Consider the following 23,584-nt stretch of genomic DNA (forward strand, 5'->3'; position numbering starts at 1 on the left):
TGTACTTCCATCACTCCGTACTGTGCGCCCGGACAACGCTGGGTGGTGCCAGGACGGTGAGCTTGCCGCTCACCGGACGCGGGTCACGACGGCAGTCCACAGTGGGGGCGATCCAGACGCGCGGCCAGATCCGCGGGTCGAACGCGCGCACCGAGAAGTCGACGTTCCGCAGGACTGTGCGTCGTGCCAACGCCAGCAATACCGCGGTGCCGGTGACCGCCATCCACGTCGGCAAGGGGTAGAGCGCGAGGCGCTCGCCGAGACCGAAATGCAGTGCCTTCGCCAGCATGAGGACTGCTCCGAGCACTCCGACGAACGCGCACAGCGCCGACCAGATCGCCAACAGACGCTTCTCGTGCCACAGGTGCCATGCGATCAGCACGAGCACGACATGTCTTGCCACGAATCCCGGCAACACCGCAGACCAATGGATGAGCGCTCCGTCGTTTGCCGGGAACAGTCCGGTGGCTGCAGTGCTCACCGCGATCACGACCGCGAGTGAGAGGATCCACTTCTTCCCTCGACCATTTCTGATGTGTCGATGCAAGAAGAGGGCGCCGATGAGCGTCAGCACTCCAAGTGCCACGAACGTCGAATTCATGACGTCGTGCATCGGAGAGCACGAATCGACGTCACAGGTCGTCACACCCAGCGAGCTGATCGAGTTCTGGGCAAAGCTGTAGGGGGTGTTCCACGCGGCGGCCGTGAACACCTCTGCCAACAAGTATGCAAACGAGAGTATCCATGCAGTTCCTGCAGCGGCGTGGCGCAGGTTGTGGCTTCGGTGAGATGTATCGGCGTTGTGTGGATAGCTGATGGTGGATTCTCTCTGTCGATGCAATCCTGCCTACTGGAAGCGACTGTAGAGCGTCAACCTGAGAGCAGTGTCCCGAAAGTCCCATTTCGATCTCAGAATCGATCACCGTCGGAAAATTGGAGAGCATTCACTTTCGGGTCGTCCGGCATAGGCGTGTGGAGCTGGGCATCGGCTCGAAGTACGGTGTATCCGTAGCGGCTGGGCCCAACGAGCGACGAGGGGATCGACGGATGCGCAAGGGTGTGTCTGTCGAGGTCACTCCCGACGGCGGTTCGATGGCGATGCCGCGAGTGAGAGTTCTCATCGTCGACGACGAACCGCAGATCCTGCGAGCACTCCGAATCAATCTGAACGTGCGAGGCTACGAGGTAGTGACGGCGGCATCCGGAGCCGAGGCTCTCCGAGTGGCCGCGAACTTCCATCCCGCGATCGTGATCCTCGATCTCGGTCTGCCGGATATCGACGGGATCGACGTCATCGGCGGCTTGCGCGGATGGACCGATGTGCCGATCGTCGTTCTCTCGGCTCGCACCGACTCCGTCGACACAGTCGAGGCACTCGATGCTGGTGCCGACGATTTCGTCACCAAGCCGTTCGGTATGGATGAGTTGCTCGCGCGTCTGCGCGCAGCTCTGCGACGCGGACCTCATGCGGCGGAAGCGGCCGTTGTGGTCACCGACTCCTTCACCGTCGATCTGTCGGCCAAGACTGTGACGCGGCACGGAGCAGGCATCCATCTCACTCGGACCGAATGGGGTGTGCTCGAACTCCTCGTCCGAAACCAGGGGAAATTGGTCTCCCAGAAGGAGATTCTGCAGACCGTGTGGGGCCCGCACCATGGGCGCGAAACGCACTATCTCCGTATCTATCTCGGTCAGTTACGGCACAAGCTCGAGGACGACCCGTCGCATCCGCGCCACCTGCTGACCGAGACCGGGATGGGCTACCGGTTTGTCTGACGGCCATCGCAAGCGGTGGTCGCCTATTCGACGGTATTCGACAAGTCGACACCGACCGGGTCCGCCGAGGTGAGCGTGGTCCGTAGCCAGTGTTCGAGTGGCGCCGGCCGCCCATAGAGGTATCCCTGCGCGAAACGGCAATGCAGAGCCTCCACCGCGCGCGCTTGTTCCTCGGTTTCGACGCCCTCTGCCACGATGGACACAGGCAGCGCCCGCGCCATCGCTGCGATGGCAGTGACCAGTGAATCGGCGGACTCGCTGGTGCCGATCTCGGCGACGAAGGAGCGGTCGATCTTGAGCAAGGCGATGGGAAGTTCGCGGAGTCGGCTGAGCGAGGAGTACCCGACGCCGAAGTCGTCGAGAACGATCAACACTTCCATTGCTGCCAGTTCGTCGAGGATCTTCTTGGCAGCGAAGACGTCGTCGATGAGTGCAGTTTCGGTGACTTCGAGAGCAAGATCTGCACCGCACAGGCCGTACTCTTCCAGCATGTCGGAGACCAATTTCGGCAACGAGTCGTCGCGGAGTTGAATCGAGGAGATATTGACCGACATCGTGACGTTCTGTCCGGCTGCCCGAAGCGCGTTCAGATCCTGTAGTGCGGTGCGCAGAACAAAGGCCCCGATCTCACCGATCAGATTCGTGGATTCCGCGATCGGCACGAACTCGACGGGTGACCGTAAGCGGCCGTCGCGGTTCCATCGCACCAGCGCCTCGTAGACGACGGTGCTCCGTGACGAAGTCGAGACGATCGGCTGATAATGGACGACCAATTCACCGCGTCGGGTCGCCCCTCGCAGGGCCGTTGCCGTTTCGATCGCTGCGATCGAGGACGCGCGCAACGACTCGTCGAAGAAGGAGAAGCGGGAGGCCCCCAACGACTTCGCGTGATACATCGCCATGTCGGCCTCGCGGAGGAGATCGTCCAGATCGCTTGGGCGGTTGTCGGCGGCAGCGATCCCGACGGATGCAGTGATGTACGTGGTGGCAACGCTGAGTACGAACGGCTCGGAGATCCGCTCGATCACCGAACGCGCCACCTCCTCCATCTCAGGACGAGTGCAGCGGCCGATGACGATGAACTCGTCGCCTGCGTACCGCACCACGGTGTCCGAGGACCGTACTGTCGCGCGGATCCGATGGGCTGCTGCTGCGATCATCTCGTCGCCCACCCGGTGACCGTAGGAATCGTTGACGGTCTTGAAGTTGTCGAGATCGACGAAGAGGACGAAGATTCGCCCGCGTCCGCTTGCGAGAGCCAATCGAGCAAACTGCTCGTCGAGCATCGTTCGGTTCGGTAGCCCGGTGAGCACGTCGTGGGCCGCGCGGTATCGGGCGTCGTCCTCACTGCGTTGGACGAGGCTCATGGCGCGCTCGCCGCGCAAGAACGTCCCGATCAGCAGTACCGAGAGCAACGCCGACCGCACCACGAGATCGACTGTCGAGATCGAGGATCCGAGCACCAACGTGGCTGCGCACACCGCCAGGAGTGCGACGACGAACAGCACCCGACGGCGACTGTGCAGAGGAGGGGAATTCTGTCGATGCGACATCGTCGCCATCTGCGGATTGAGAGCGGCAAGGGCCAGTGCGGCGTAGGCGAAGAGGTAAATGCCGTCCAGAAGTCCCGGCGACAACGGAACCGTGCGTGAGAGAGACTGGGCATAGGCAAGGTCGCCGACCAATATTGCGAGCAAAGCGACGAGGAGAAGGCGAAGCGCACGATTGCGATGCGTGGACGAGACGAGCAGGTACGTCACAAGCGTGATCATGCCTGCGTCGATTGCGGGATACACACCGTTGCCGATCGCGGCAACCGTACCGACACTGCCGTCGAGCAACGGGGATATAAGCACCACCCACGACACGAAAAGGGTGCCGACCGAGATGAGCCCGGCATCGATGAGCGGCGTGATGTCGTCTCTGGACCGTCGTTCGAGCACCCATCGCGCCAGCGCCGTCCCGATCAGGCAATAGCCACCCAGCGTCAGTGCATTGGACAGTGCGGTGACACCGCCCGGATAGACCGTCGGGTCGCCGCGGAGACCGACTCCGACCAGAAAAAGTGCAGATGCACCGAACAGGCACCACCACGACGTGGCATCGGCAGGCTTGTACCGACGAATACCGACACTGATAGCGACGATCGCCGACAGCGCGAACGCGGCCATGACGATCGAGCGAACCGAGGAGTCACCCCGGAAGAAAAGAACACTACCGGCGACGACCGCGGAAGAAATGCCCACCAATTTGGGTACACCGGCCAGCAGTTGGTGCATCGGAAGAACCTTCGAGTCCATGCGAAGGCTTCCCCTTTCGTGTGCGGCGCCGGCGCGGCGGAGGCAATCGGGCATCCGCCGACTGCGAGGTTAGCCCAGGATCGCCCGAGAGCGCGGGAACCCACTCCTGCTGCGATGAGTTTTCATCGGTCACGCGGTCCACCAATCTTCTGCTGTGGCTGATCGGACTCGCAGCGGGAGGATTCATGGAATCGACCGACCGCGGTGCTCGAGACGATTTCCGCGCCGTACGACCGCGCTTCGGTGCGCCCGATCTCGAGTAGTTGCAGTGGTGGGCACGAGCTTCTTCGTCACGAAACAGCGAGAGTCCCCGCCTTTCCGGACGAACGCAATCACCACGCACGATACGTCCGAAATCAGCATCTCTAAACTTGCTTACATCTGTCAATTGGGTCTGCCGTAATAAAATGCCCGATTCGGCGGGGCGCTCACTACTTGAAAGAGTGTGTGGTGTTGCTGTTGACTTATCGGCACAGTCGGTTGCCGTCAACGGGGGCTGCGCATTTGGGTCGGGGGACCATGGATAGTTCGGTAGACCGCAGCGAGGACAGTCAGGGCGAATTCGTGCGAGGCGACATCGTTGTCGCGTTGCAGGACTTGGGGATACGAGCGTGGCGCAGCGGAGTGCCTGCGGGATCGATCGGCTTCGTCGTCGAGGTCGACTGGCTAACCGACCTTCTCGTGGTATTCGATGTCGACGGTAGCTGGTTCACCGGACCCACCGAGGTCGAAAAAGTTGTCGCGCCCGGCGACGTTCGGCTGGTCCAACGCGCCGACCGTCACCGGGGCTGATACGTCAATTCATTCGGTGTCGGTGGCGGGACCGTCGGTGGTTGCGCCGCCTTCACCCGACCAGTCACCTGAATCCTGGCCGGCAGCGGGATCCGACTGCACGTCCGTGTGAGCGCCTTCGGCACCCTTTCCGGTGGTCTCGGTCTGTGGCGTCTTTGCGTGTTTTCCAGTCATTACGATTTGTTACCCGCGTCAGGATGGTTGAAACTCTCGGCTGCTCAGCCCCGCACGATGTCCCGCAGACGCGCGGTGGCGGTGGCTGTCCCGACATCGAACATCACTTACCACCAGAAGTTAGAGGTGCATTCCATCCAACGATGCTCCGATGTGTTCGAAGTACCTTCGCGCCGAGCGGATTACGGCATCGTGGGCGTCGCTGGTGATGATCCGGCCCCACCAAGCACCGTAGAGCGATGCAAACGGGAAGGGGCGAACAAGATCGACAGCCTTCCGGATGGTGTCGGGGTGCTCGGGGATGAGGTTGGGGTAGCTGTACATGAATCCGACCCAGCGACGGTCCGCCACTACGGTGAAGATGTCCCCGGCGAACAGGGCACCATTGCCATCGACGCCGTCACGCCAGTGCATGACCGTGCCGCCGGCAAAATGAACTCCGGCATTGATCAGGGTTCGTCCGCGAAGCACCTCATGTGTGTCACCGGTCCACAGGACGACGTTGTCGTTCCTCGGGATCCACTGCGCATCGCGCTCGTGCACGTAGATCGGCGCGTCACCGAATGCTCGGCTCCACTCGACCATCGAACTGTAGTAATGCGGATGCGACAGTGCGATCGCCGAGATTCCTCCCAACTGCGTGACTCGCTCGACCGCGGCATCGTCGATGTACGTCGTGGAATCCCACAGCACGTTGCCGTCGTCTCCGGGCACCAGAAGCGCTCGTTGACCGATGGCAAGGTGCGGAGACGTCGCGATCCCCCATAGCCCGGGTCTTTCTTCCCTGATCTCGACGGTATGGCCTTGAAGTCTCAGTTCGCCGAGGCTCGTCCACTGCTGACCGCCATGCCCCACGTACTGGCGCTCGTCCTCGCAGATGAAGCAGTGAGCAGCCGCTGGGTCGGCCGGAGCTGCGGCGTTCAGCGGGTACTGAACGCCGCAGGTCACGCAGATCGGGTAGTCGTCACCGAAAGAACGAGACAATCTTGCTTCCTCGATCTACAGCTCTTCGCGGTCTACAGACCGAAAGGGAGCACGCCCGGAGCCAGTTCGAAGCCGCTGCTGCCGGCGGAAGCCGAGCTGACGCCGCCGAGAATGAGATTGATGAAATTCGTGATCATGTGAGTTCTTTCCTCTCGTAGAGATGACGATGAACCCGGTCGAGGCTACCGGTGATTCGGCCCCAGCGGGGTCATCGGCAGTTCTTCGCGCCAAGCTGAGCGCGAGGTGTCGACCAAAGACCGGATCAACCGCTATTCAGACACTTCTGATCAGGTTGCCGGGCTCAAGTGGACCGCGTTATGGACGACGTCGTTCAGTAGATCGTCGACGGCTTTCACCCTCGCGAGTCCTGTGAGCTCTTTCGGTACCGCGACCCAATAGGTCCCCTCGATGGAAAACGATTCTGGGAGAACGCAGATCAGGTTCTTGTCAGGTTCGCCGATATATGTCGGCAACGGAGCTATCCCAAGCCCATTCTGCGCGGCAAGCCAGTGCCCGGTTATGTTGTTGGTCTGGATTTGAGCGCGACCTTCGGGGGGCAGGATCGAGTCGAGGATGCGCAGCGGTGCGACGTCGAGTAAGGCTCCGACGTACCAGATCAGTGTGTGTTCCCGTAAGTCATCTCGCTTGGCGATGGTCGGGTGATTATCGAGATACTCAGCTGTCGCGTATAGGCGCAAAGCGTAGGTTGCCAGCTTTCGAGAGGACACCAAGCGAGGCCCCGGTTGTTCCAAAGTGATCGCTATATCGAATTCTCGCGCACTCGCGGTGTGGTGTTCGGTCGCTGTGACCAGTTCGACGCTCAGGTCGGGGTGGACTCGCCGCAATGTCGCTAGATTGGGTGTGAGAACGAATGCGCCGAAGCCATCTGGCGCGGCGATTCGGACTGAACCGCGGAGGGATCCGACTCGCGATGTTTGATCTTCGAATGCGGCGATAAGGGTAGATTCGACGGTTTCCGCGTACCCGACCAGTCGTTGCCCAGCCTCGGTCAGCCGCCATCCAGACGACGTGCGGTCGAAGAGACGCTGTCCAGCCAACCTTTCCAGACTGGTCACTTTCCGGCCTACCGTCGTGTGGTCGACGCCAAGTGCGCGAGATGCTTCGTTGAGTCGGCCGTGTCGCGACAATTCTAGAAAGTACCTGAGGTGGTCTGAATTGAACACCGAGTCACAGTAGCAGTGCGTGCAATTCTGCACGGAAGGGTGCAGCATTGGTCTTTGACAGAGTCATATTTGCACCAGAGACTGGGCGCACACCTACTAAAAGGAGCGCGCTGTGAGCACTGTGATTGCACATTGGAAGGGCGGAAAGCCGTTCGCCGGAATCTCAGAGGCGACCGCCCCCGTGACCAACCCCGCGACCGGTGAGGTCACCGGGCAGGTCGCCCTAGCCACCGTCGAAGACGCGCGTTCTGTCATCGGTGCAGCCGCCGCCGCTTTCCCGGAGTGGCGTGACACGTCGTTAGCAAGGCGCACCCAGATCCTCTTCAACTTCCGCGAACTGCTGAACGCGAAGAAGTGCGAGCTCGCCGAGATCATCACCGCCGAACACGGCAAAGTCCTCTCCGACGCCCTCGGCGAAATCAGCCGCGGCCAGGAAGTTGTCGAATATGCTTGCGGCATAGCAAATCTCCTCAAGGGGGGCTTCACCGAGAACGCTTCCACCAAGGTAGATGTCTACTCCATCCGCCAACCTCTTGGTCCCGTCGGCATCATCTCCCCTTTCAACTTCCCCGCCATGGTTCCGATGTGGTTCTTTCCCGTCGCCATCGCCGCCGGCAATACTGTAGTGCTCAAGCCGAGTGAGAAGGATCCCACCGCCAGCATCTGGATCGCCGAACTGTGGAAAGAAGCAGGCCTCCCAGACGGCGTCTTCAACGTCCTGCAGGGCGATAAAATCGCCGTCGACGAACTGCTCGAGAACAAGGCAATCAAGTCGATTTCGTTCGTCGGTTCTACTCCCATCGCGAAGTACGTGTACTCCACCGGGGCGAGCCACGGAAAACGCGTGCAGGCTCTCGGCGGAGCGAAGAACCACGCGATCGTTCTCCCCGACGCCGACCTCGACCTCGCAGCCGACGCTATGGTCAACGCCGGTTTCGGCTCGGCAGGTGAGCGCTGCATGGCTATCTCCGCCCTCGTCGCGGTCGGGAGCATCGCCGACGATCTTGTAGCGAAGATAGTCGAGAGAACTACACCTCTCAAGACCGGTGACGGCACGAAGGGTGCCGACATGGGCCCGCTTGTCACCAAGGCGCACCGCGACAAGGTCGCCTCCTATGTCGATGCCGGCGAGGCCTCAGGTGCCACCATCGTCGTTGACGGACGTAAGGTCCAAGCAGACGGCGGTGACGATGGTTTCTGGTTGGGGCCGACGCTCATCGACAATGTCACGACCGACATGAGAATCTACACCGACGAAATCTTCGGACCAGTTCTCTCGGTCGTGCGGGTCGAAACCTACGACGAAGCTCTCGAGCTCATCAATTCCAATCCGTACGGCAACGGAACTGTCATCTTCACCAACGACGGTGGTGCGGCGCGGCGATTCCAAAATGAGGTCGAAGTCGGCATGGTCGGCATCAACGTGCCCATCCCCGTGCCGATGGCTTACTACAGCTTCGGAGGTTGGAAGAACAGCCTCTTCGGCGACACTCACGCTCACGGTATGGAGGGGGTCAACTTCTTCACGCGAGGTAAAGCAGTCACCAGTCGCTGGCTCGACCCCAGTCACGGCGGCATCAACCTCGGGTTCCCCGAAAACAGTTAATTCTCCGCGTTCCCCTGCGGTCACTGGGGGGACGCACCAATACCCTGCAAAGGAGTAGCTATGGTCTCCAGTATCTCTTTTCCTCGATTTGTGAAACTCGGCCCGGGTGCAGTGGAAGGACTAGGCGATGTTCTTACCGACCTGGCTCTGGAACGTCCGCTTCTCGTTACCGACTCGTTCATGGTTGGGAACGGATCCGCGGATCGCCTTGTCGCGATAATCAAGGCAGCGGGCAAGTCGGTGGCGGTGTTTTCCAAGACCGTGCCGGATCCGACGACTGACTCTTTGCAGGCGGGCATCGATGCGGTGAAGGAACATCAGGCTGATTCCGTCATCGGCTTCGGCGGTGGTAGCCCTATGGATACCGCGAAGGCTTTAGCGGTGTTGTCCAAGCAGGGCGGTAACATGCGTGATTTCAAAGCGCCGCGAGTGTATGCAGGTCCAGCGTTACCGATCATTGCGATCCCGACTACGGCAGGAAGCGGTTCGGAAGCAACGCAGTTCACAATTATTACCGATATCTCGACAGACGAGAAGATGCTATGTCCAGGCCTGTCATTTCTCCCAATTGCCTCGATCGTCGATTCTGAGCTCACAATGTCCATGCCCGCTCGGCTAACCGCTGACACCGGAATCGACGCACTTACCCACGCGATTGAGGCGTACGTAAGTAAAAAGGCCAACCCGATTTCAGATGGCCTTGCATTGTCCGCCATGAAGACAATCGGTGCGTATCTCTTACGTGCATATCTCGACGGATCCGATCGTGAGGCACGCGAGGCCATGATGCATGCGTCCACCCAGGCCGGCATGGCATTTTCCAATGCAAGCGTCTGCCTCGTGCATGGGATGAGTCGGCCCATAGGGGCGCACTTCCACGTCGCTCACGGACTGTCGAATGCCATGCTTTTAACTGCCGTTACTGCGTTCTCGATCCCCGCAGCGGTCGGCCGTTATGCAGACTGTGCGCGACAACTGGGTGCGGCCGATCGTCGCGACTCCGATGAAGCAGCTTCGTCGAAGCTCATCGAGTTCATCGACAAGCTCTGCGCCGATGTCCGAGTTCCCACGCCACACTCCTACGGTATCGACCAGAAACGGTGGGAAGAGCTAATACCACTCATGTCCGAGCAAGCGCTGGCATCAGGGTCGCCCTCGAACAACCCGGTTGTACCGTCGGTCGAAGAAGTAGCTGAACTGTATCGAAAAGTATATGGGGCCTGAAGGTTTCCAGTGATCTGCCGAAGGTGTTCCGAGTTCACTTTGAGCAGGCGAGTGAGGGGAGCAACCTTGCTATTGAAAAGTTTCTGTCGGGCGATTCGGTGGAGATCGGGGGGTGTTTTCATGGCACGCTGCCCTGCTCAGATGATTGCAGGCCCGCTCACCGTTTTTTCGGCCACCTTCCATTGAGCCGTTACCCAAGATGCGGCCTGCCTCGGCACAGACTCGAGACCACAGGCGCTTCACTAGGTTGACACCGTGTCGAGATCCAAGAATTCCCGAAGATTGAATCACCCTGACATGTCCAGAGACTTTGATGTGCCCCGAGTTTCGTGACGCCGTCATATTTGACTTCAGGCTACGGGTTGATGTGTGAAGTGTACGTTCTCGAACTCGATCGGTGTCAGCATCCCGAGAGCGCTGTGCCTGCGTTGGCGATTGTGAAAGATCTCGAGGTACTCGAACATGGCGTTGGCCAATTCGATCCTCGTTCTCCATCGCTTCCTGTTCAGGAGTTCGGTTTGCATTCTGCCCCAGAATGATTCGATGACAGCGTTGTCGTAGCAATCGCCGATCGATCCCATCGACGGGACCAGTCCCGATTCGTGCGCCCGGCGGGTGAACGCCCACGATGTGAATTGCACTCCGTGGTCGGAATGAATCAAAGTGCCGGGCGTCGGGCCCCGATTCGAAATGGCCATTCCCAGAGCATTCGTCACCAACGTCGCCGTCTGAGAACTGTCGATAGACCACCCGACGACCCGCTTCGAAAACGTATCCAAGACAACGGCGCAGTAGACCTTGCCTTCGCGTGTAGGATGCTCCGTGATGTCTGTGACCCACAGCTTGTTCGGCTCCCCGCGGGCGAACTTACGGTCCACAAGATCGCTCGCAGTCGGGGTTTGATGCTTGGAACGCGCACGCTTGTTTCCCGGAAGTCCTTTCACGCCAGCAGCTCTCATCAACAATTCGACACAGCCGTGTCCGACGGCAATACCGTGACCAAGGGTGAGTTCAGCATGAACCCGGCGGGCCCCGTAGGTGCCATGCGAGGCGGTATGAACCTCGGTGATCAGCTGCGTCAGCCATGCGTGACGTAGCGAGCGTTCCGAGGGTGGGCGATTGCGCCACTCGTAGAAGCCGGACTCCGACACCTCCAGAATGCGACATGCGGTTTGTACTGGTAGTCCTTCCTTTGCCATCACCTCGATCGCTTCGAACCGCCTTTTGGGAGCACCACCGACTTCAGCAGTTCCGTGGAGCGTTTGGCAATGGCGAGCTCGGTCTCCAGTTCGGCGATACGACGACGGGCGGCGGCGAGTTCGGCGCTCTCGATCGAGCTCAGCCCCGGCTTCTGCCCGGTATCGATGAGCTCCTGGTTACGCCAGTTGTAGATCGTCTGCTCGGTGACATCGAGACCTGAGGCGACCTCGGCGACCGTGCGTCCTGACTTCAACAGATCGAGCACTTTCCGGCGGAACTCGGGTGGATAACGTCGGGGCATCGTGGACCTCTCTCGGGTGCATCAATGCCTGAAGTAAAACAAACGAACTCCGGAAAACTCGGGGCACATCATCTCCGGGCTTGCCGGGGTGATTCACCCAGCTGAACTCGTCGAGCTTGAACGGATGCTTGTGAAGTAGCCGGTGGCAGAGCAGGGACTGCAAATCACTGACGGTGCTTGGTCCGTGTGACTCGCGTGGTGCCGGACGAGGCAAGGAACGACCATACCGATTCCGCAGGTTTCGCATCTCTGTCAGCGGTGCAAGAAGAATCACCCAGAGACGACCGAGGATGCGGGGCGTTCTTCGAGCGGGCTTTGAGTCATTTTGTTGTGCAGGTGAATTCAATGATCGAATGGCCATGCTTGCAATGTGATCCGCCGCTACCGATGCGCCGGTAGCGGGGAAGTGCGAGGCCAAGGCACCAGCAACCTTTGAACCACATGCGAAGCCTTCACCCGGTGGCTCGCGGGTGAACCATCATGTCGCGAGGCATACCTTCGCATCCGCAGCGACGGCAAGACTGTATCGGCTCGACGACTCGCCACGCCAGCGGAACGGGGTCGGCGTCGAGGCGACAGAGTGCGATCAGGCCGGGGTGTGTGAGGAGTCCGTCGGGTCTGGCGAACCCCGGAAAACTCGGAGAGCATCGGGCCTGAACTCGCGTACTAGTGCTCCACTGAATTGCTAGATCCGAGGGGTCGATGTGGGACACAACAAGATACAAAGTTACCCGATGATTCCGTACTCCTTGATGTGGTGGTAGAGGGTGCTGCGACTGATTCCGAGATATTCGGCGGCGTGCGCCTTGTTACCGTGACAGCTTTCCAACGCCCTGATGATTGCGTCACGGCTGGCCTGCTGCCACGGGGTCATCGACTTGGTGGTGGACTTCATCCGCAACTCCGTGGGCAGATCGGCGACGTCGATGAGCGCTCCCCGCAAGCGCACCATGGAGCGGAGCATGGTGGACAACTCGCGGTGGTTACCCGGCCAAGAATAGGATTCGAGTACGCGAGTCGCTTTCGAGGTGAAGCGGTAGCGCACGCCCGGACCTGCCAACTCGTTGAGTGTGGTGAGCAGTTCCGAGCGCTGCTCGCGCAAGGTCGGCAAGTCCAGACGACGCTCGAAGAGGTCCAGCATTCGAGCGCTGTCGGTGTCCGAGATCGTGATCGCAGCCAAAATGCGCGGTGCGCCGACGAAGAGCAGGTTTTCGACGAGCGCCTGCGATAGGGCGGACAGCTGGTCCAAGTTGTCGATGACGAGTAGATCGTGGCAGGGCCCGTCGGCCAGAGCGCGCAGCTTAGCCTCGACCTCGGTCTTGTCCGATGAGCGCCCGTCGATGGTGCAGTGCGACTGAGTACCGGCTGCCTCCCGCAGTGCAGTACTGCGACCGGTACCTGACTCTCCGACGATCACCCCTGAGGCGGTGTCGGTGCGAAAATCGTCGAGCCACTGGCGCAGGCGGCTCCAACGGCGCAGCGGCTCTGCGGCGCGCGGGACCATCGGTCGCTGTCTGCTCTGCACCCGAATCAACACCCCGTCCGAGTCTCCGACCAGTTCCATGTCCAACTGGGCGGTATGCCCGCTGGTCAGCTCGATTTCGGTGCGTGTGGACCCGCGCAACCCCTCTGCAAGTTGTTGCAGCCAGGCCAGATCGGTCGAGGACAGCACTCGCGCGGCAGCCGAGCTCTGCAACACCATGGATCGCGACACGGCCACCACCATCGCGGCAGGATGCTGAGCGGCTCCCTCGAAGGCGCGGATCACCGATTGGGCCCTGCTGCCGACGCTGCGTTTGATGTTTCGTTGGATGTCGGCGATCGCCGAGTCGACGAACGGTCGCATCAAGGCCGACTCGGCACCGGCATCGCTCATGATGTCCAGCACACCCACCAGCTGGCCGTTGAGCGGGCTGAAGATGGGGCGGCCGTAACAGCTGTAGTTGTGCAGGCCCTCCACGTAATGCTCTGGGCCGCGAACGAACAGCGGTTCACGAGTCACGAAGGGGGTGGCCAAGGCATTGGTTCCGGTGGTGTCCTCTCGCCAGAGAGCGCCAGGGGTGGCACCGATGCGCGTGACCACCGAGTCGATCTGAGAGCAGCCGTTGATTGTTGCCAACATCTCGGCCTTTGCGCCGACCAGCATCACCGACAGTCGTTCGCCGTCGATTTCGTTGCGTACCCGGTCGAGAACCGGGGCGGCTGAGCGAAAGAGCCGGCTCTCTGTGTCCACGCTGTCGGATGTGGGCGGATCCATGGGCTTGGACGGATCGAGACCCGCCTGCTGAGAACGCGCCCAGGATTCCTGCAGGTTGCTGCCCTCCAGGCTCGCGGAGAACGTTGCGAACGCACGCTCGACACTGTCGACCATTGCACCAGACCTCTTATCAACTCAGGCGGAGGCTATCCAGCGAGCGGCCGGGCACTTCCTACGCGGTGCGCCCGACTGTGAAACCGATCACTGGCAATGGTTCATACCGTAGCCGAACGGACGGCCGACAGACCCCCGGTGTGCAGATGTACGGATCACGGACAAATAGCTGTGACGGAAGTCGCAATGATGATCTTGGCGCTCTTCCCAGTCCGATTGTCGGGCCACTGACCCGCTGGAACGCACACACGGTAACGGCCCTCCCCGTTGATACATGCACAACATTCGAGAGGATTCTGATGACCTCACTACTCACACCCAACACCGCACTGAGCTTCGATCTGTCATCCAAGAAGTACGGCCAGCTGATCGACGGCCGACTGGTCGACGGCGCTGACGAGATGCCGGTGTTGGATCCGGGTACTGCGGCGAGAATTGCGACCACTCCGGTCGCGTCGTCCGAGCAGCTGGACCAGGCAGTGCAGGCCGCTCGACGCGCCCTGCCCGGCTGGGCGGCTCTCGGATACGACGAGCGCAGCAAGGTTTTGCACGCAGTGGCAGATGTGCTGGCCGCTCACCACGAAGAACTCGCGCAACTGACCACGCTCGAACAGGGCAAGCCGATCGGCGAGGCCCGTGACGACGTGGCGTGGTCCATCGATTTCACTCGCTACTTTGCTGACTACCGCCTCGACACCGAGATCCTGCGCGACGACGCGTCGAGCTACGTGGAGTTGCGCCGCAAGCCGGTCGGTGTGGTCGGAGCGATCACGCCATGGAACTTCCCGCTGTTCCAGGCCGTCTACAAGTTGGCTCCGGCACTGATCGTCGGCAACACGATGGTCCTCAAGCCGTCACCGACCACCCCTCTTGCCACCATGCACTTCGCCGAGTTGGTGCGTGAGGTGATCCCGGCCGGTGTGTTCAACGTCGTCGGTGATGGCGGAGATCTCGGCCCACTGCTCACCTCCCACGAGGGAATCGACAAGGTCTCGTTCACCGGCTCCACGGTGACCGGGAGACACGTCATGGCTGCGGCCGGCCCCACCCTCAAGCGCCTCACCTTGGAACTCGGCGGCAACGACGCGGCAATCGTGCTGGACGATGCTGACATCGAGAAGACCGCCGACGGTCTGTGCAACTGGGCCTTCGCCAACGCCGGCCAGGTATGCGTGTCCATCAAGCGGATCTACGCGCCGGCCTCGCTCTACGAGCCGTTGGTCGAAGCGCTCGCCCAGCGCGTGTCTGCACTGACCGTCGGCCACGGCCTCGACCCGCTGACCCAGCTCGGTCCGGTACAGAACGCGACGGCCTTCCAGAAGGCTCGGGAAGCGCTGGAGATGGCTGCACGGGACGGCCGAGTCGTGGCCGGCGGTGAAGTGCTCGACCAGCCCGGTTACTACGTGCAGCCCACGCTGGTGCGCGACCTGGACGAGAACAGTCCCCTGGTTCGCGAAGAGACCTTCGCCCCGATCCGCTCGGTGATGCTCTACGACGATCTGGATGACGCGATCGAGCGCGCGAACGACACCCAGTACGGCCTGGGTGGTTCGGTGTGGGGCAGCGATGTGGAGCGCGCGATCGAGGTCGGCGCTCGATTGAACGTCGGCACGAGTTGGATCAACCATCACTTTCAGCTCACCCCGGACGTACCGTTCGGCGGAATCAAGCAGTCCGGTCTAGGTGCGGAGTTCGGCCGGAGCGGAATCGAAGAGTTCACCAACGTTCACGTTGTGAACCTCAAGCGCTCCTAGCAGACGCCTCACCAACATCCTCGACGGCGCAAGTGCGCTGCCGCCGATCAGGACAGAACAAAACAAAACTTCCGAGCCGCTCCCACCCGGGAGTGGCCGCGGCCAACCGAAGGAACCGAAATGAAAACCCTCGCAGCTGTCGTCATCGAGCCGGGCAAGCCCATCGAGATCGAAGAGCTCACGCTCGAAAAGCCCGGCCCCAACGAAGTGCTGATCCAGTACCTGTACGGCGGCCTGTGTCACTCCGATGTGCACATCTCCATCGGCGACACGATCGCCCGTCTTCCGATGGTACTCGGTCACGAGGGCGCGGGAATCATCCAAGAAGTCGGTCCGGGCGTCACCAGGGTCAAACCGGGCGACCACGTCGTCTGTTCGTTCACCCCTACCTGTGGCCGGTGCAAGTACTGCGCAACCGGACGTAGCTCGGTCTGCGACATGAACGCCGCAATGCTCGATGGCCACCTCGAAGGCCCGCGCTGGCCAATCAGCGGGCCTCGCGGAACGTACGGCGCAATGTGCACCCTGGGCACCTTCAGCCAGTACAACGTGATCAACCAGTACTCGGTCATCAAGGTCGACGACGACATCCCCCTCGACAAGGCCGTACTGGTCGGCTGCGGTGTTCCCACCGGCTGGGGTTCGGCTGTGTATGCCGCAGAGACCAAGCCCGGTGACGTCGTTGCCATCTTCGGTATCGGCGGCATCGGCATCAATGCCGTGCAGGGAGCCAAGCATGCCGGCGCTCAGCACATCATTGCTATCGACCCGCTGAAGAACAAGCGCGACAAGGCAATCGAACTCGGTGCCACCCTGGCCTTCGAGACCGCGGCCGAGGCCAAGACGGCCATCGACGACCTGACCAACGGACAGGGTGGCGATTCGGCGATCATCACCACGGACCTGATCACCGACCAGCAGGTCAGCGACGGGCTGTCGATGATCGGACGCTGCGGTGTCATGGTGCTCACCGCGCTCAACCGTATCGACGAGGTGACCGTCAAGGTGCCGAGTACCGAGATGAGCTACTTCCGCAAGACCATCAAGGGCTCGCTCTTCGGCGACTGCAACCCGGCCTACGACATTCCGAAGCTCATTCGTATGTACGTCGACGGCAAGCTCGAGCTCGACGGTCTGATCACCAATGAGTACAGCCTCGATCAGGTCAACGAGGGCTACGCCGACTTGTTGGCAGGCAAGAACATTCGCGGAATCATCAAGCACCAACACTGACCGCTGCTCGGCCACGCGGTGGTGGCAGCGCCATGTAGGTGGGGCTGCCACCACCGCGATCCGGCTGTCTCCACGACACTTCGACCGAAGGGCTTCACATGACGCTCACTGTGAGTGAGTTCGTCGGCGCCGCGGGCGGCGGCGCCTTGGGAGCGGCACTGGGTGCGCTGGGGGGCTTCGCCCTGATGGGTGTCGTCGTGGTGGTCGCCACGCTGCTGGCATCGGTCGATCCGGACACCACACTGGTCGGGGGTCTCGCTTTCGGTCCCGTATTCGGCCCCCATGTGATGTTCGCCAGCGGTGCAGCGGCCGCCGCTTATGCCGCCTACATCCGTCGCCACGACTCCGCGCGCGATATCGCGCAGCCGCTGATCACGTATAACAACATGTCCATCGTTGGTGTCGGCGCTATATTCGGCGTGCTGGGCCAGTTCCTGGCTCGCCTTGCCGGTAGTGTCCCTGCCGTCCATACCTCTGATGGCAAAGAAATTGCGATGATGGATTCGCTCGCAGTCAGTGTGGTGCTCACTGCGCTGATCGCCGCCGCCCTATGGGCGCGCAAGCCCGCTGCCATACGCCAACAATGGCTGCCCTGGCAGCACAATGCCGCCGCGGTGCTCACTATCGGTGCCGTCGCCGGCGCGGTGGCCGGATCGGTCTATCTAGCCTGGCCGGAGGAGTCCCGGCCGATGGCAGGCCTGTTCCTTTACGGCGCGTCAGCGCTTACACTGCTCGCTCTCGTCTTCGGTAAAGCGGTGCCGGTGACCCACCACATCACGCTGCCCGCGGCGTTGACCGCCGGCGTCGCTGCTGCGCACACCGACGAGGCCACGCTGATTCTGCTCGCCGCCGTCGGCTCAGGCCTCCTCGCCTCGGTGCTCGCAGAAGTCTGGGCGAGACTGGTCCTGGAGCGCTGCCGTATGCACCTGGACCCGCCGGCTGTCGCCATTGCGATCATGGCAACCTTGCTGGCCCTCATTCAGCTCGGGATTGGTTGACGCGGACACCATCGAGCCGTGAGCCGGGCAGCTCGGCCCGGATGGTGAATGCAGACCACCCGTGAAGAAAATCGCAGCCATGCAAAGAATTCGGTGCATTCCGCACATACGCGACCAGAAAGAAGTCTGTGAACCAATGGCCAATTTCGACACTCTCACCCTGACCGTCGACGACGATGGCATCGCCCAACTGACCTTGGACCGGCCGGAAGCGCTGAACGCTCTGAACTCAGCGATGATGACCGAATTCTCCAAGGCACTGCGCGAGGCAACCCGATCCGGTGCGCGCGTGCTGGTGCTGACTGGCAACGGCCGCGCTTTCGCTGCCGGCGCGGACATCGCCGAGATGCGCGACCAAACTTTCGGAAGCATGAACGACGCCAACCACCTCGCCTTATGGGAAGGACTAGCCGACCTGCCCATCCCGACCATCGGCGCGGTAAACGGGTTCGCGCTCGGGGGCGGCTGCGAAATCGCCATGATGTGCGACATTCTCATCGCCGGCGCGAGTGCGTCCTTCGGCCAGCCGGAGATCGCACTGGGCATCATCCCTGGGATTGGTGGAACGCAAAGGCTGACCCGAATCGTGGGCAAAGCCCAGGCGATGGACCTGATCCTTACCGGGCGCCGAATCGATGCCGACGAAGCCCACCGGATTGGTCTGATCAGCCGCATTGTCCCCGACGATGAGGTAGTCGAACAGGCTCGTGTCATCGCCCGGCAGATAGCCGGATTCTCTCCGCGTGCGGCGCGGGCGGCCAAAGAATGTGTCCTGCGGGCCGACCAGACCTCGCTGGCGGAGGGTTTGCTCTTCGAACGTCGCTGGTTCCATTCGCTTTTCGCGTTCAGTGACCAGACCGAAGGCATGACAGCTTTCCTGGAGAAGCGTCCGGCCAGGTTCCTCGATGCCTGAGCGCGACGCGGCCGCACCGCTCAAGATTTACACCGCGACGATGGATGACGCCAGCCGGGACCCGGGCGACTTCTGGATGACAGCAGCACGTGCAATCACCTGGATCGATGAGCCGAAGCGTCCCTATGAGGAGAACCCGAACGGCCTGGTCGATTGGTTCCCAGGGGCGACTCTCAATACCGCGTACAACGCCCTGGATCGGCATGTCGACGCTGGTCGCGGTGACGCGCCGGCACTCGCGTACATTTCGGCCGCTACCGGCCAGGAGTACGTCTACAGCTACCGTGAGCTTCTCGAGCAGGTATCGCGGGCGGCAGGCGCCCTCGCCGGCCTGGGCGTGGGCCTGGGCGACCGGGTCCTGATCTACCTGCCGATGATTCCCGAAGCGGTCATCACGATGCTGGCCTGTGCGCGCCTGGGTGCCGTACATGCAGTGGTCTTCGGCGGCTTCGGCGCGGCCGAGCTCGCCTCCCGCATCGATGACGCGCGGCCGGCCGTCATCGTCACTGCGACTGGTGGCCTGGAGCCCGGCCGAATCGTGCCCTACCTGCCGTTGCTCGACGCCGCGCTCACTGAGGCGCAACACCGTCCCGGGAACGTCGTCGTGGTGAACCGACCACAGATCGAGCCCCCCGCTGGGCGCGGGGTCGACTGGCCGGAACATGGATGGACCGAACTGCTCGAGGCCGCCGAGCCGGCTAGCTGCGTCCCGGTCGTTGCTACCGATCCGCTGTACATCTTGTACACATCCGGCACCACCGGGAAGCCGAAGGGGATCGTCCGTGACAACGGCGGCCACGCCGTCGCCATGCAGTGGTCGATGAAGCATGTCTACGGCATCGAGGCCAGCGACGTCGTCTTCGCCGCCAGTGACATCGGCTGGGTGGTGGGGCACTCCTACATCGTCTACGCGCCACTTCTAACCGGTGCCACCACCGTGCTGTTCGAGGGCAAACCGGTTGGCTCCCCCGACGCCGGAGTCTTCTGGGACATCATCGAGCGGTATGGCGTTAACGTGCTGCTCACCGCGCCCACCGCGATGCGGGCGATCCGGCGAGAAGATCCGCAGGCTGCTCTGCTCGTTCGGCGGGACCTGCACACGCTGCGCGGAATTTTTCTCGCGGGAGAGCGATTGGACCCCGACACTCAGCGGTGGCTCGGCCAGGTGCAGTCCGCTCCGGTGATCAACAACTGGTGGCAGACCGAGACGGGCTGGCCGGTGGTGTCGAACTTCCTCGGCCTGACTTACTTTCCGCCCAGACCAGGTGCATCGACAAAGCCGGTCCCCGGTTTCGTCGTGGCGATCCTCGACAGCGACGGGAACGAGGTCGAGTCCGGGCAGGAAGGTGCTGTGTGCCTGCGGTTGCCGTTGCCGCCCGGCTTCATGACCAACGTGTGGGGTGATGAAGCCCGCCTGGCGAAGGCATATCTGAACCAGCACCCCGGATACTATGACTCCGGGGACGGCGGCCATATCGACAAGGACGGGTACGTATACATTCTCGGCCGCACTGACGACGTGATGAACGTCGCCGGGCATCGGATGTCGTCGGGGCAGATCGAGGCGGCCATAGCCGAACATCCGGGTGTTTCCGAATGCGCGGTCGTTGGGGTCAGCGATTATCTCAAAGGGCAGCGTCCTTATGCAGTCGTCGTGCCGGAGCTCGACCACGTGGACCGGGTCGAAGAACTGCGCACGCAGATCCAAGAGCTGGTCCGTCATCAGGTCGGACCGATCGCCTCACTAGGCGGCATCGACATCGTTGCCGCTCTACCCAAGACACGTTCAGGGAAGATAGTGCGCCGTTGTCTGCGACAGATCCTCGACGGAGACAAGCCTGATATTCCACCGACTATCGAAAACGCTTCGGTCGTCGACGATCTGATATCCACACTCAAAGCAACAAATCGCTGAATCGGTCCCCGCACGAGACCACATCGAAATCGAATATCCAAGGAGGAAACGCTTCAATGTCCACTTACCTCGCCCTTACCGCCGTCCTCACCGATGGAACCATCCATCCGGAGGTCCGAGAGCTCGAGCAGCAGGCCCTCGGAGCCGATGAGCTACGCATCCAAGTCCGCTATTCCAGCATCAACTTCAAAGACGCTCTCGCCTTCACTCCCGGAGGCGGCGTCGTTCGTGAGTATCCGATCGTCCCCGGCATCGACATCGCTGGTGTCGTCTCCGAATCAACCTCGCCGGACTTCCAGGTCGGCGACAATGTGATCGCCCACGGATACGGGATTGGAACCGCCCGTGACGGCGGTTACGCGCAGGAGGCCGTCGTGCCGGCGGCATGGACTGTGAAGCTCGACAGACTCACGCTGCGGGAAGCTGCCACCATCGGCACCGCCGGCTTCACCGCCGCGATGAGCGTGGCCGCAATCCTCGAATGGGGCGTCACCCCCGACTCCGGTCCGGTCGTCGTCACCGGCGCTACAGGTGGCGTCGGATCAACGAGCATCGATCTGTTGTCGGCGAAGGGCTTCGAAGTGGTTGCCTCGTCCGGTAAGCCAGATGCCACGCCGCGCCTGCATGAACTGGGTGCCACCGAGGTGATCGGCCGCCTACCGCTGGACCCGGACGCCAAACGTAGGCCGCTGGGTCGGAGCCGGTGGGCCGCAGCCGTCGACTGCGTCGGCGGCGCAGCCCTTGCCGATATTCTGAGCACCATGAATTACGGTGGAGTCGTCACCGCCAGCGGGTTGAACGGCGGTATCGCTCTCGAGACCACAGTGATGCCGTTTATTCTGCGAGGGGTGGGCCTGCTCGGTATCGACTCGGTACAAATGATGATCGCCTCCCGTCGTGCGCTTTGGCAGCGAATCGAAAGCGAGCTCAAGCCGCGCAACCTGGAGAGCATCTGCGTCGAGGTTCCGATCAGCGAGGTCTCGACAGTGGTGGACGCACTACGGCGCGGTGAGTTCACTGGTCGTGCCGTCATCGACATCAGCGAGAGGTGGACATGACACTGGTGCGGGGTCAACGGACAACGGGCTGTGCTGTGGGCTATGAGGAGGCATCGAGCTTCGCGTCGAGTGCATCGAAGGCGTTGGTGAGGCGCGGTGGGACTTGCCTCCATCTTGGAGGGCTTCGATGACAGCGCCCTGAATTTTGCGGAATGCGCTCATCGGAGTGCCATAGCCGCTGAGGGCGGTATACGAGTTGGTCGGATCCATTCATAGGTCCACCCAGCGTCGAACCGGCGTAGCATCGACCCGATGCGGCGTGTGGTGGTGGGTCTGTTGGCAGCTCTCGTGCTGGTGAGTTGCCAACAGAATCCCGCCGAACAGAATCCCGCCGAACTGCCCCCGGCCATTGACTACGTCGCACTCGGTGACTCTGCGGCTTCGGGACCGTTGATCCCGGACCAGGTGGGATTCGCGGGTTGCTTGCAATCCGACGAGAACTATCCGCACGTACTGGCAGGCATGATCGGGGCCGCGTCGTTCACCGATGTGTCGTGTTCGGGCGCGAAGTCCGAGAACATCACCACGGTCGAGCAGATCACCGACAGCGGGTCGGTGCCAGTCCAACTGGATGCGCTCTCTTCGGATACGGACCTGGTGACCATCACCATCGGCGGCAACGACGTGGATCTGGTGTCGACGGCGCGTCAGTGCATCAACTTCTCGCCGGAGCCGACAGGGCGATCGTGTCGGGATGCTCTGACCGAGGGCGGCACCGACAAGCTCGCCGACGCGATCTCCGCGGCGGCTCCGCGCTGGGGGCAGGTCTTCGAGAACATCAAGGGACGCGCCCCGAACGCGGATGTCGTCGTAGTCGGTTATGGAACCTATGTACAACCGGGCGGTTGCTATGGCGTTCAACCGGTGTGGGCCCGAGACGCCGACTACCTGCAGCAGAGCATCGACACGATGAACGACGCTCTCGCCGAGCAGGCCGCGCAGCACGGTGCGAGTTTCGTCGACACCAGACCCGTCAGTGTCGGTCACGACGCGTGCGCAGTAGGCGATCAGCGCTATCTCGAGGGTGTGTTCCCCCTGAACCGAGCAGCACCACTACACCCGACTGCAGCAGGAATGGCGGCATTCGCCCAGGTGATAGAGGATTCGCTTACGCTGAACTGACCGTGGCTCCCAACGGGGGAGCCCACACTCGGTAGGTGGACTTCATGGCATCGCTCGACGAACTTCTCGCACAGATTCCCATCGGTCAGATTGCATCGAAACTCGGTGTCGATGAGGAGACGGCGAAATCCGCTGTCACTCGAGCACTGCCCACATTGGTCGGCGGCCTCGAAGCCAATGCCCAAGACCCGGCAGGTGCTGCGTCCTTGGAGAATGCGCTCCAGCAGCACAGTTCTTCGGGATTGCTCGATGGCGGCGTCGACATCGACCAGGTGGACGAGACAGACGGTGCGAAGATCGTGTCGAACGTGTTCGGAGACAACAAGAACGACGTAGCAAGCGCGCTCGGCGGAATCAGCGGCGGCGCGGACAGTAACCTCGTGAGCAAAGTGCTGCCGATCCTCGCGCCGATCGTATTGGCTTATCTGGCAAAGAAATACACCGGTGGTCAGAGTGCGGGTGGCTCGGGTGGTGGCGGTCTCGGTGATCTACTGGGCAGCGTCCTCGGCGGAGCAACCAGCGGTTCGGGATCCGGCGGCGGCCTGGGGGGACTCCTCGGCGGCATTCTCGGCGGTGGCTCCGGCGGCTCGGGTGGCTCCGGTGGCGGTATCGGCGATCTGCTCGGCGGATTGCTCGGGGGCGGCAAGAAGTAGTGCGGCTGCAGGTCCAGGACTCGAGA

Annotated in this window: 18 protein-coding genes and 1 pseudogene; 12 read left to right on the plus strand and 7 right to left on the minus strand. The window is 61.8% G+C overall.

Annotated features, from left to right (window positions below; translation table 11 throughout):
* Nucleotides 1-10 precede the first annotated feature (10 nt).
* Entirely contained in the window at nucleotides 11-724 is a 714-nt protein-coding gene (locus tag E5720_RS10765) for a DUF998 domain-containing protein (RefSeq protein ID WP_136172595.1), read from the minus strand.
* 368 nt (nucleotides 725-1,092) lie between these two features.
* Between E5720_RS10765 and E5720_RS10770 the strand changes: the two genes are divergently transcribed.
* A complete protein-coding gene (locus E5720_RS10770; RefSeq protein WP_136172596.1) occupies nucleotides 1,093-1,776 on the plus strand; it encodes a response regulator in 684 nt (227 codons plus the stop codon).
* 23 nt (nucleotides 1,777-1,799) lie between these two features.
* Here the strand turns inward: E5720_RS10770 and E5720_RS10775 are convergent, their stop codons facing one another.
* Nucleotides 1,800-4,076, minus strand: a complete 2,277-nt coding sequence (locus E5720_RS10775; protein ID WP_136170654.1) for an EAL domain-containing protein — start codon at nucleotides 4,074-4,076, stop codon at nucleotides 1,800-1,802.
* A 519-nt stretch (nucleotides 4,077-4,595) separates the two neighbouring features.
* Between E5720_RS10775 and E5720_RS10780 the strand changes: the two genes are divergently transcribed.
* Nucleotides 4,596-4,868: a hypothetical protein gene (locus E5720_RS10780; RefSeq protein ID WP_247595906.1), complete on the plus strand. Its 273-nt coding sequence runs from the start codon at nucleotides 4,596-4,598 to the stop codon at nucleotides 4,866-4,868.
* A 9-nt stretch (nucleotides 4,869-4,877) separates the two neighbouring features.
* Here the strand turns inward: E5720_RS10780 and E5720_RS21685 are convergent, their stop codons facing one another.
* From E5720_RS21685 to E5720_RS10790, 3 genes are all read right to left on the minus strand, one after another.
* A complete protein-coding gene (locus E5720_RS21685; protein WP_168708331.1) occupies nucleotides 4,878-5,042 on the minus strand; it encodes a hypothetical protein in 165 nt (54 codons plus the stop codon).
* 120 nt (nucleotides 5,043-5,162) lie between these two features.
* Nucleotides 5,163-6,026, minus strand: a complete 864-nt coding sequence (locus E5720_RS10785) for an MBL fold metallo-hydrolase (RefSeq protein ID WP_136170655.1) — start codon at nucleotides 6,024-6,026, stop codon at nucleotides 5,163-5,165.
* Between the two features lie 287 nt (nucleotides 6,027-6,313).
* Entirely contained in the window at nucleotides 6,314-7,210 is an 897-nt protein-coding gene (locus E5720_RS10790; RefSeq protein ID WP_136170656.1) for a LysR family transcriptional regulator, read from the minus strand.
* Between the two features lie 112 nt (nucleotides 7,211-7,322).
* Here E5720_RS10790 and E5720_RS10795 point away from each other — a divergent pair, with 112 nt between their 5' ends.
* Both E5720_RS10795 and E5720_RS10800 read left to right on the plus strand, forming a co-directional pair.
* Nucleotides 7,323-8,816: a CoA-acylating methylmalonate-semialdehyde dehydrogenase gene (locus E5720_RS10795; RefSeq protein WP_136170657.1), complete on the plus strand. Its 1,494-nt coding sequence runs from the start codon at nucleotides 7,323-7,325 to the stop codon at nucleotides 8,814-8,816.
* Nucleotides 8,817-8,876: 60 nt separating this feature from the next.
* On the plus strand, nucleotides 8,877-10,040 hold the full coding sequence (locus E5720_RS10800; protein ID WP_136170658.1) for an iron-containing alcohol dehydrogenase: 1,164 nt from the start codon (nucleotides 8,877-8,879) through the stop codon (nucleotides 10,038-10,040).
* 350 nt (nucleotides 10,041-10,390) lie between these two features.
* On the opposite strand, the pseudogene E5720_RS10805 reads toward E5720_RS10800, so the two are convergent.
* Nucleotides 10,391-11,541, minus strand: a pseudogene (locus E5720_RS10805) (IS3 family transposase).
* A gap of 727 nt (nucleotides 11,542-12,268) precedes the next feature.
* Nucleotides 12,269-13,912 (minus strand): helix-turn-helix domain-containing protein, encoded by a 1,644-nt coding sequence (locus E5720_RS10810; protein WP_136170659.1) that lies wholly within the window; start codon nucleotides 13,910-13,912, stop codon nucleotides 12,269-12,271.
* A 299-nt stretch (nucleotides 13,913-14,211) separates the two neighbouring features.
* Between E5720_RS10810 and E5720_RS10815 the strand changes: the two genes are divergently transcribed.
* From E5720_RS10815 to E5720_RS10850, 8 genes are all read left to right on the plus strand, one after another.
* Entirely contained in the window at nucleotides 14,212-15,666 is a 1,455-nt protein-coding gene (locus E5720_RS10815; protein ID WP_136170660.1) for an aldehyde dehydrogenase family protein, read from the plus strand.
* Between the two features lie 120 nt (nucleotides 15,667-15,786).
* On the plus strand, nucleotides 15,787-16,899 hold the full coding sequence (locus E5720_RS10820) for an NDMA-dependent alcohol dehydrogenase (RefSeq protein ID WP_136170661.1): 1,113 nt from the start codon (nucleotides 15,787-15,789) through the stop codon (nucleotides 16,897-16,899).
* Nucleotides 16,900-16,997: 98 nt separating this feature from the next.
* Nucleotides 16,998-17,897: a hypothetical protein gene (locus tag E5720_RS10825; RefSeq protein WP_136170662.1), complete on the plus strand. Its 900-nt coding sequence runs from the start codon at nucleotides 16,998-17,000 to the stop codon at nucleotides 17,895-17,897.
* Nucleotides 17,898-18,033: 136 nt separating this feature from the next.
* Nucleotides 18,034-18,810 carry an enoyl-CoA hydratase-related protein gene (locus E5720_RS10830; protein WP_136170663.1) on the plus strand — a complete coding sequence of 259 codons (777 nt, stop codon included), beginning with the start codon at nucleotides 18,034-18,036 and terminating at the stop codon, nucleotides 18,808-18,810.
* On the plus strand, nucleotides 18,803-20,725 hold the full coding sequence (locus E5720_RS10835) for an AMP-binding protein (RefSeq protein ID WP_136170664.1): 1,923 nt from the start codon (nucleotides 18,803-18,805) through the stop codon (nucleotides 20,723-20,725). Before E5720_RS10830 ends, E5720_RS10835 begins: the two co-directional genes overlap by 8 nt.
* Nucleotides 20,726-20,781: 56 nt before the next feature.
* Nucleotides 20,782-21,783 carry an acryloyl-CoA reductase gene (locus E5720_RS10840; protein WP_136170665.1) on the plus strand — a complete coding sequence of 334 codons (1,002 nt, stop codon included), beginning with the start codon at nucleotides 20,782-20,784 and terminating at the stop codon, nucleotides 21,781-21,783.
* 252 nt (nucleotides 21,784-22,035) lie between these two features.
* A complete protein-coding gene (locus E5720_RS10845) occupies nucleotides 22,036-22,905 on the plus strand; it encodes an SGNH/GDSL hydrolase family protein (protein WP_136170666.1) in 870 nt (289 codons plus the stop codon).
* Nucleotides 22,906-22,949: 44 nt separating this feature from the next.
* Complete coding sequence (locus E5720_RS10850; protein WP_136172598.1) at nucleotides 22,950-23,558, plus strand: DUF937 domain-containing protein; 609 nt, start codon at nucleotides 22,950-22,952, stop codon at nucleotides 23,556-23,558.
* The last annotated feature ends 26 nt before the right edge of the window (nucleotides 23,559-23,584 follow it).

Source organism: Rhodococcus sp. PAMC28707, assembly GCF_004795915.1.
GTDB lineage: Bacteria > Actinomycetota > Actinomycetes > Mycobacteriales > Mycobacteriaceae > Rhodococcoides.

Excerpts from the sequence above, each read along its gene's own strand:
- E5720_RS10770 (WP_136172596.1), top strand. The coding sequence starts at position 1,093 with ATGGCGATGCCGCGAGTGAGAGTTCTCATCGTCGACGACGAACCGCAG.
- E5720_RS10775 (WP_136170654.1), bottom strand. The coding sequence starts at position 4,076 with ATGGACTCGAAGGTTCTTCCGATGCACCAACTGCTGGCCGGTGTACCC.
- E5720_RS10780 (WP_247595906.1), top strand. The coding sequence starts at position 4,596 with ATGGATAGTTCGGTAGACCGCAGCGAGGACAGTCAGGGCGAATTCGTG.
- E5720_RS21685 (WP_168708331.1), bottom strand. The coding sequence starts at position 5,042 with ATGACTGGAAAACACGCAAAGACGCCACAGACCGAGACCACCGGAAAG.
- E5720_RS10800 (WP_136170658.1), top strand. The coding sequence starts at position 8,877 with ATGGTCTCCAGTATCTCTTTTCCTCGATTTGTGAAACTCGGCCCGGGT.
- E5720_RS10810 (WP_136170659.1), bottom strand. The coding sequence starts at position 13,912 with ATGGTCGACAGTGTCGAGCGTGCGTTCGCAACGTTCTCCGCGAGCCTG.
- E5720_RS10815 (WP_136170660.1), top strand. The coding sequence starts at position 14,212 with ATGACCTCACTACTCACACCCAACACCGCACTGAGCTTCGATCTGTCA.
- E5720_RS10820 (WP_136170661.1), top strand. The coding sequence starts at position 15,787 with ATGAAAACCCTCGCAGCTGTCGTCATCGAGCCGGGCAAGCCCATCGAG.
- E5720_RS10825 (WP_136170662.1), top strand. The coding sequence starts at position 16,998 with ATGACGCTCACTGTGAGTGAGTTCGTCGGCGCCGCGGGCGGCGGCGCC.
- E5720_RS10830 (WP_136170663.1), top strand. The coding sequence starts at position 18,034 with ATGGCCAATTTCGACACTCTCACCCTGACCGTCGACGACGATGGCATC.
- E5720_RS10835 (WP_136170664.1), top strand. The coding sequence starts at position 18,803 with ATGCCTGAGCGCGACGCGGCCGCACCGCTCAAGATTTACACCGCGACG.
- E5720_RS10840 (WP_136170665.1), top strand. The coding sequence starts at position 20,782 with ATGTCCACTTACCTCGCCCTTACCGCCGTCCTCACCGATGGAACCATC.
- E5720_RS10845 (WP_136170666.1), top strand. The coding sequence starts at position 22,036 with ATGCGGCGTGTGGTGGTGGGTCTGTTGGCAGCTCTCGTGCTGGTGAGT.
- E5720_RS10850 (WP_136172598.1), top strand. The coding sequence starts at position 22,950 with ATGGCATCGCTCGACGAACTTCTCGCACAGATTCCCATCGGTCAGATT.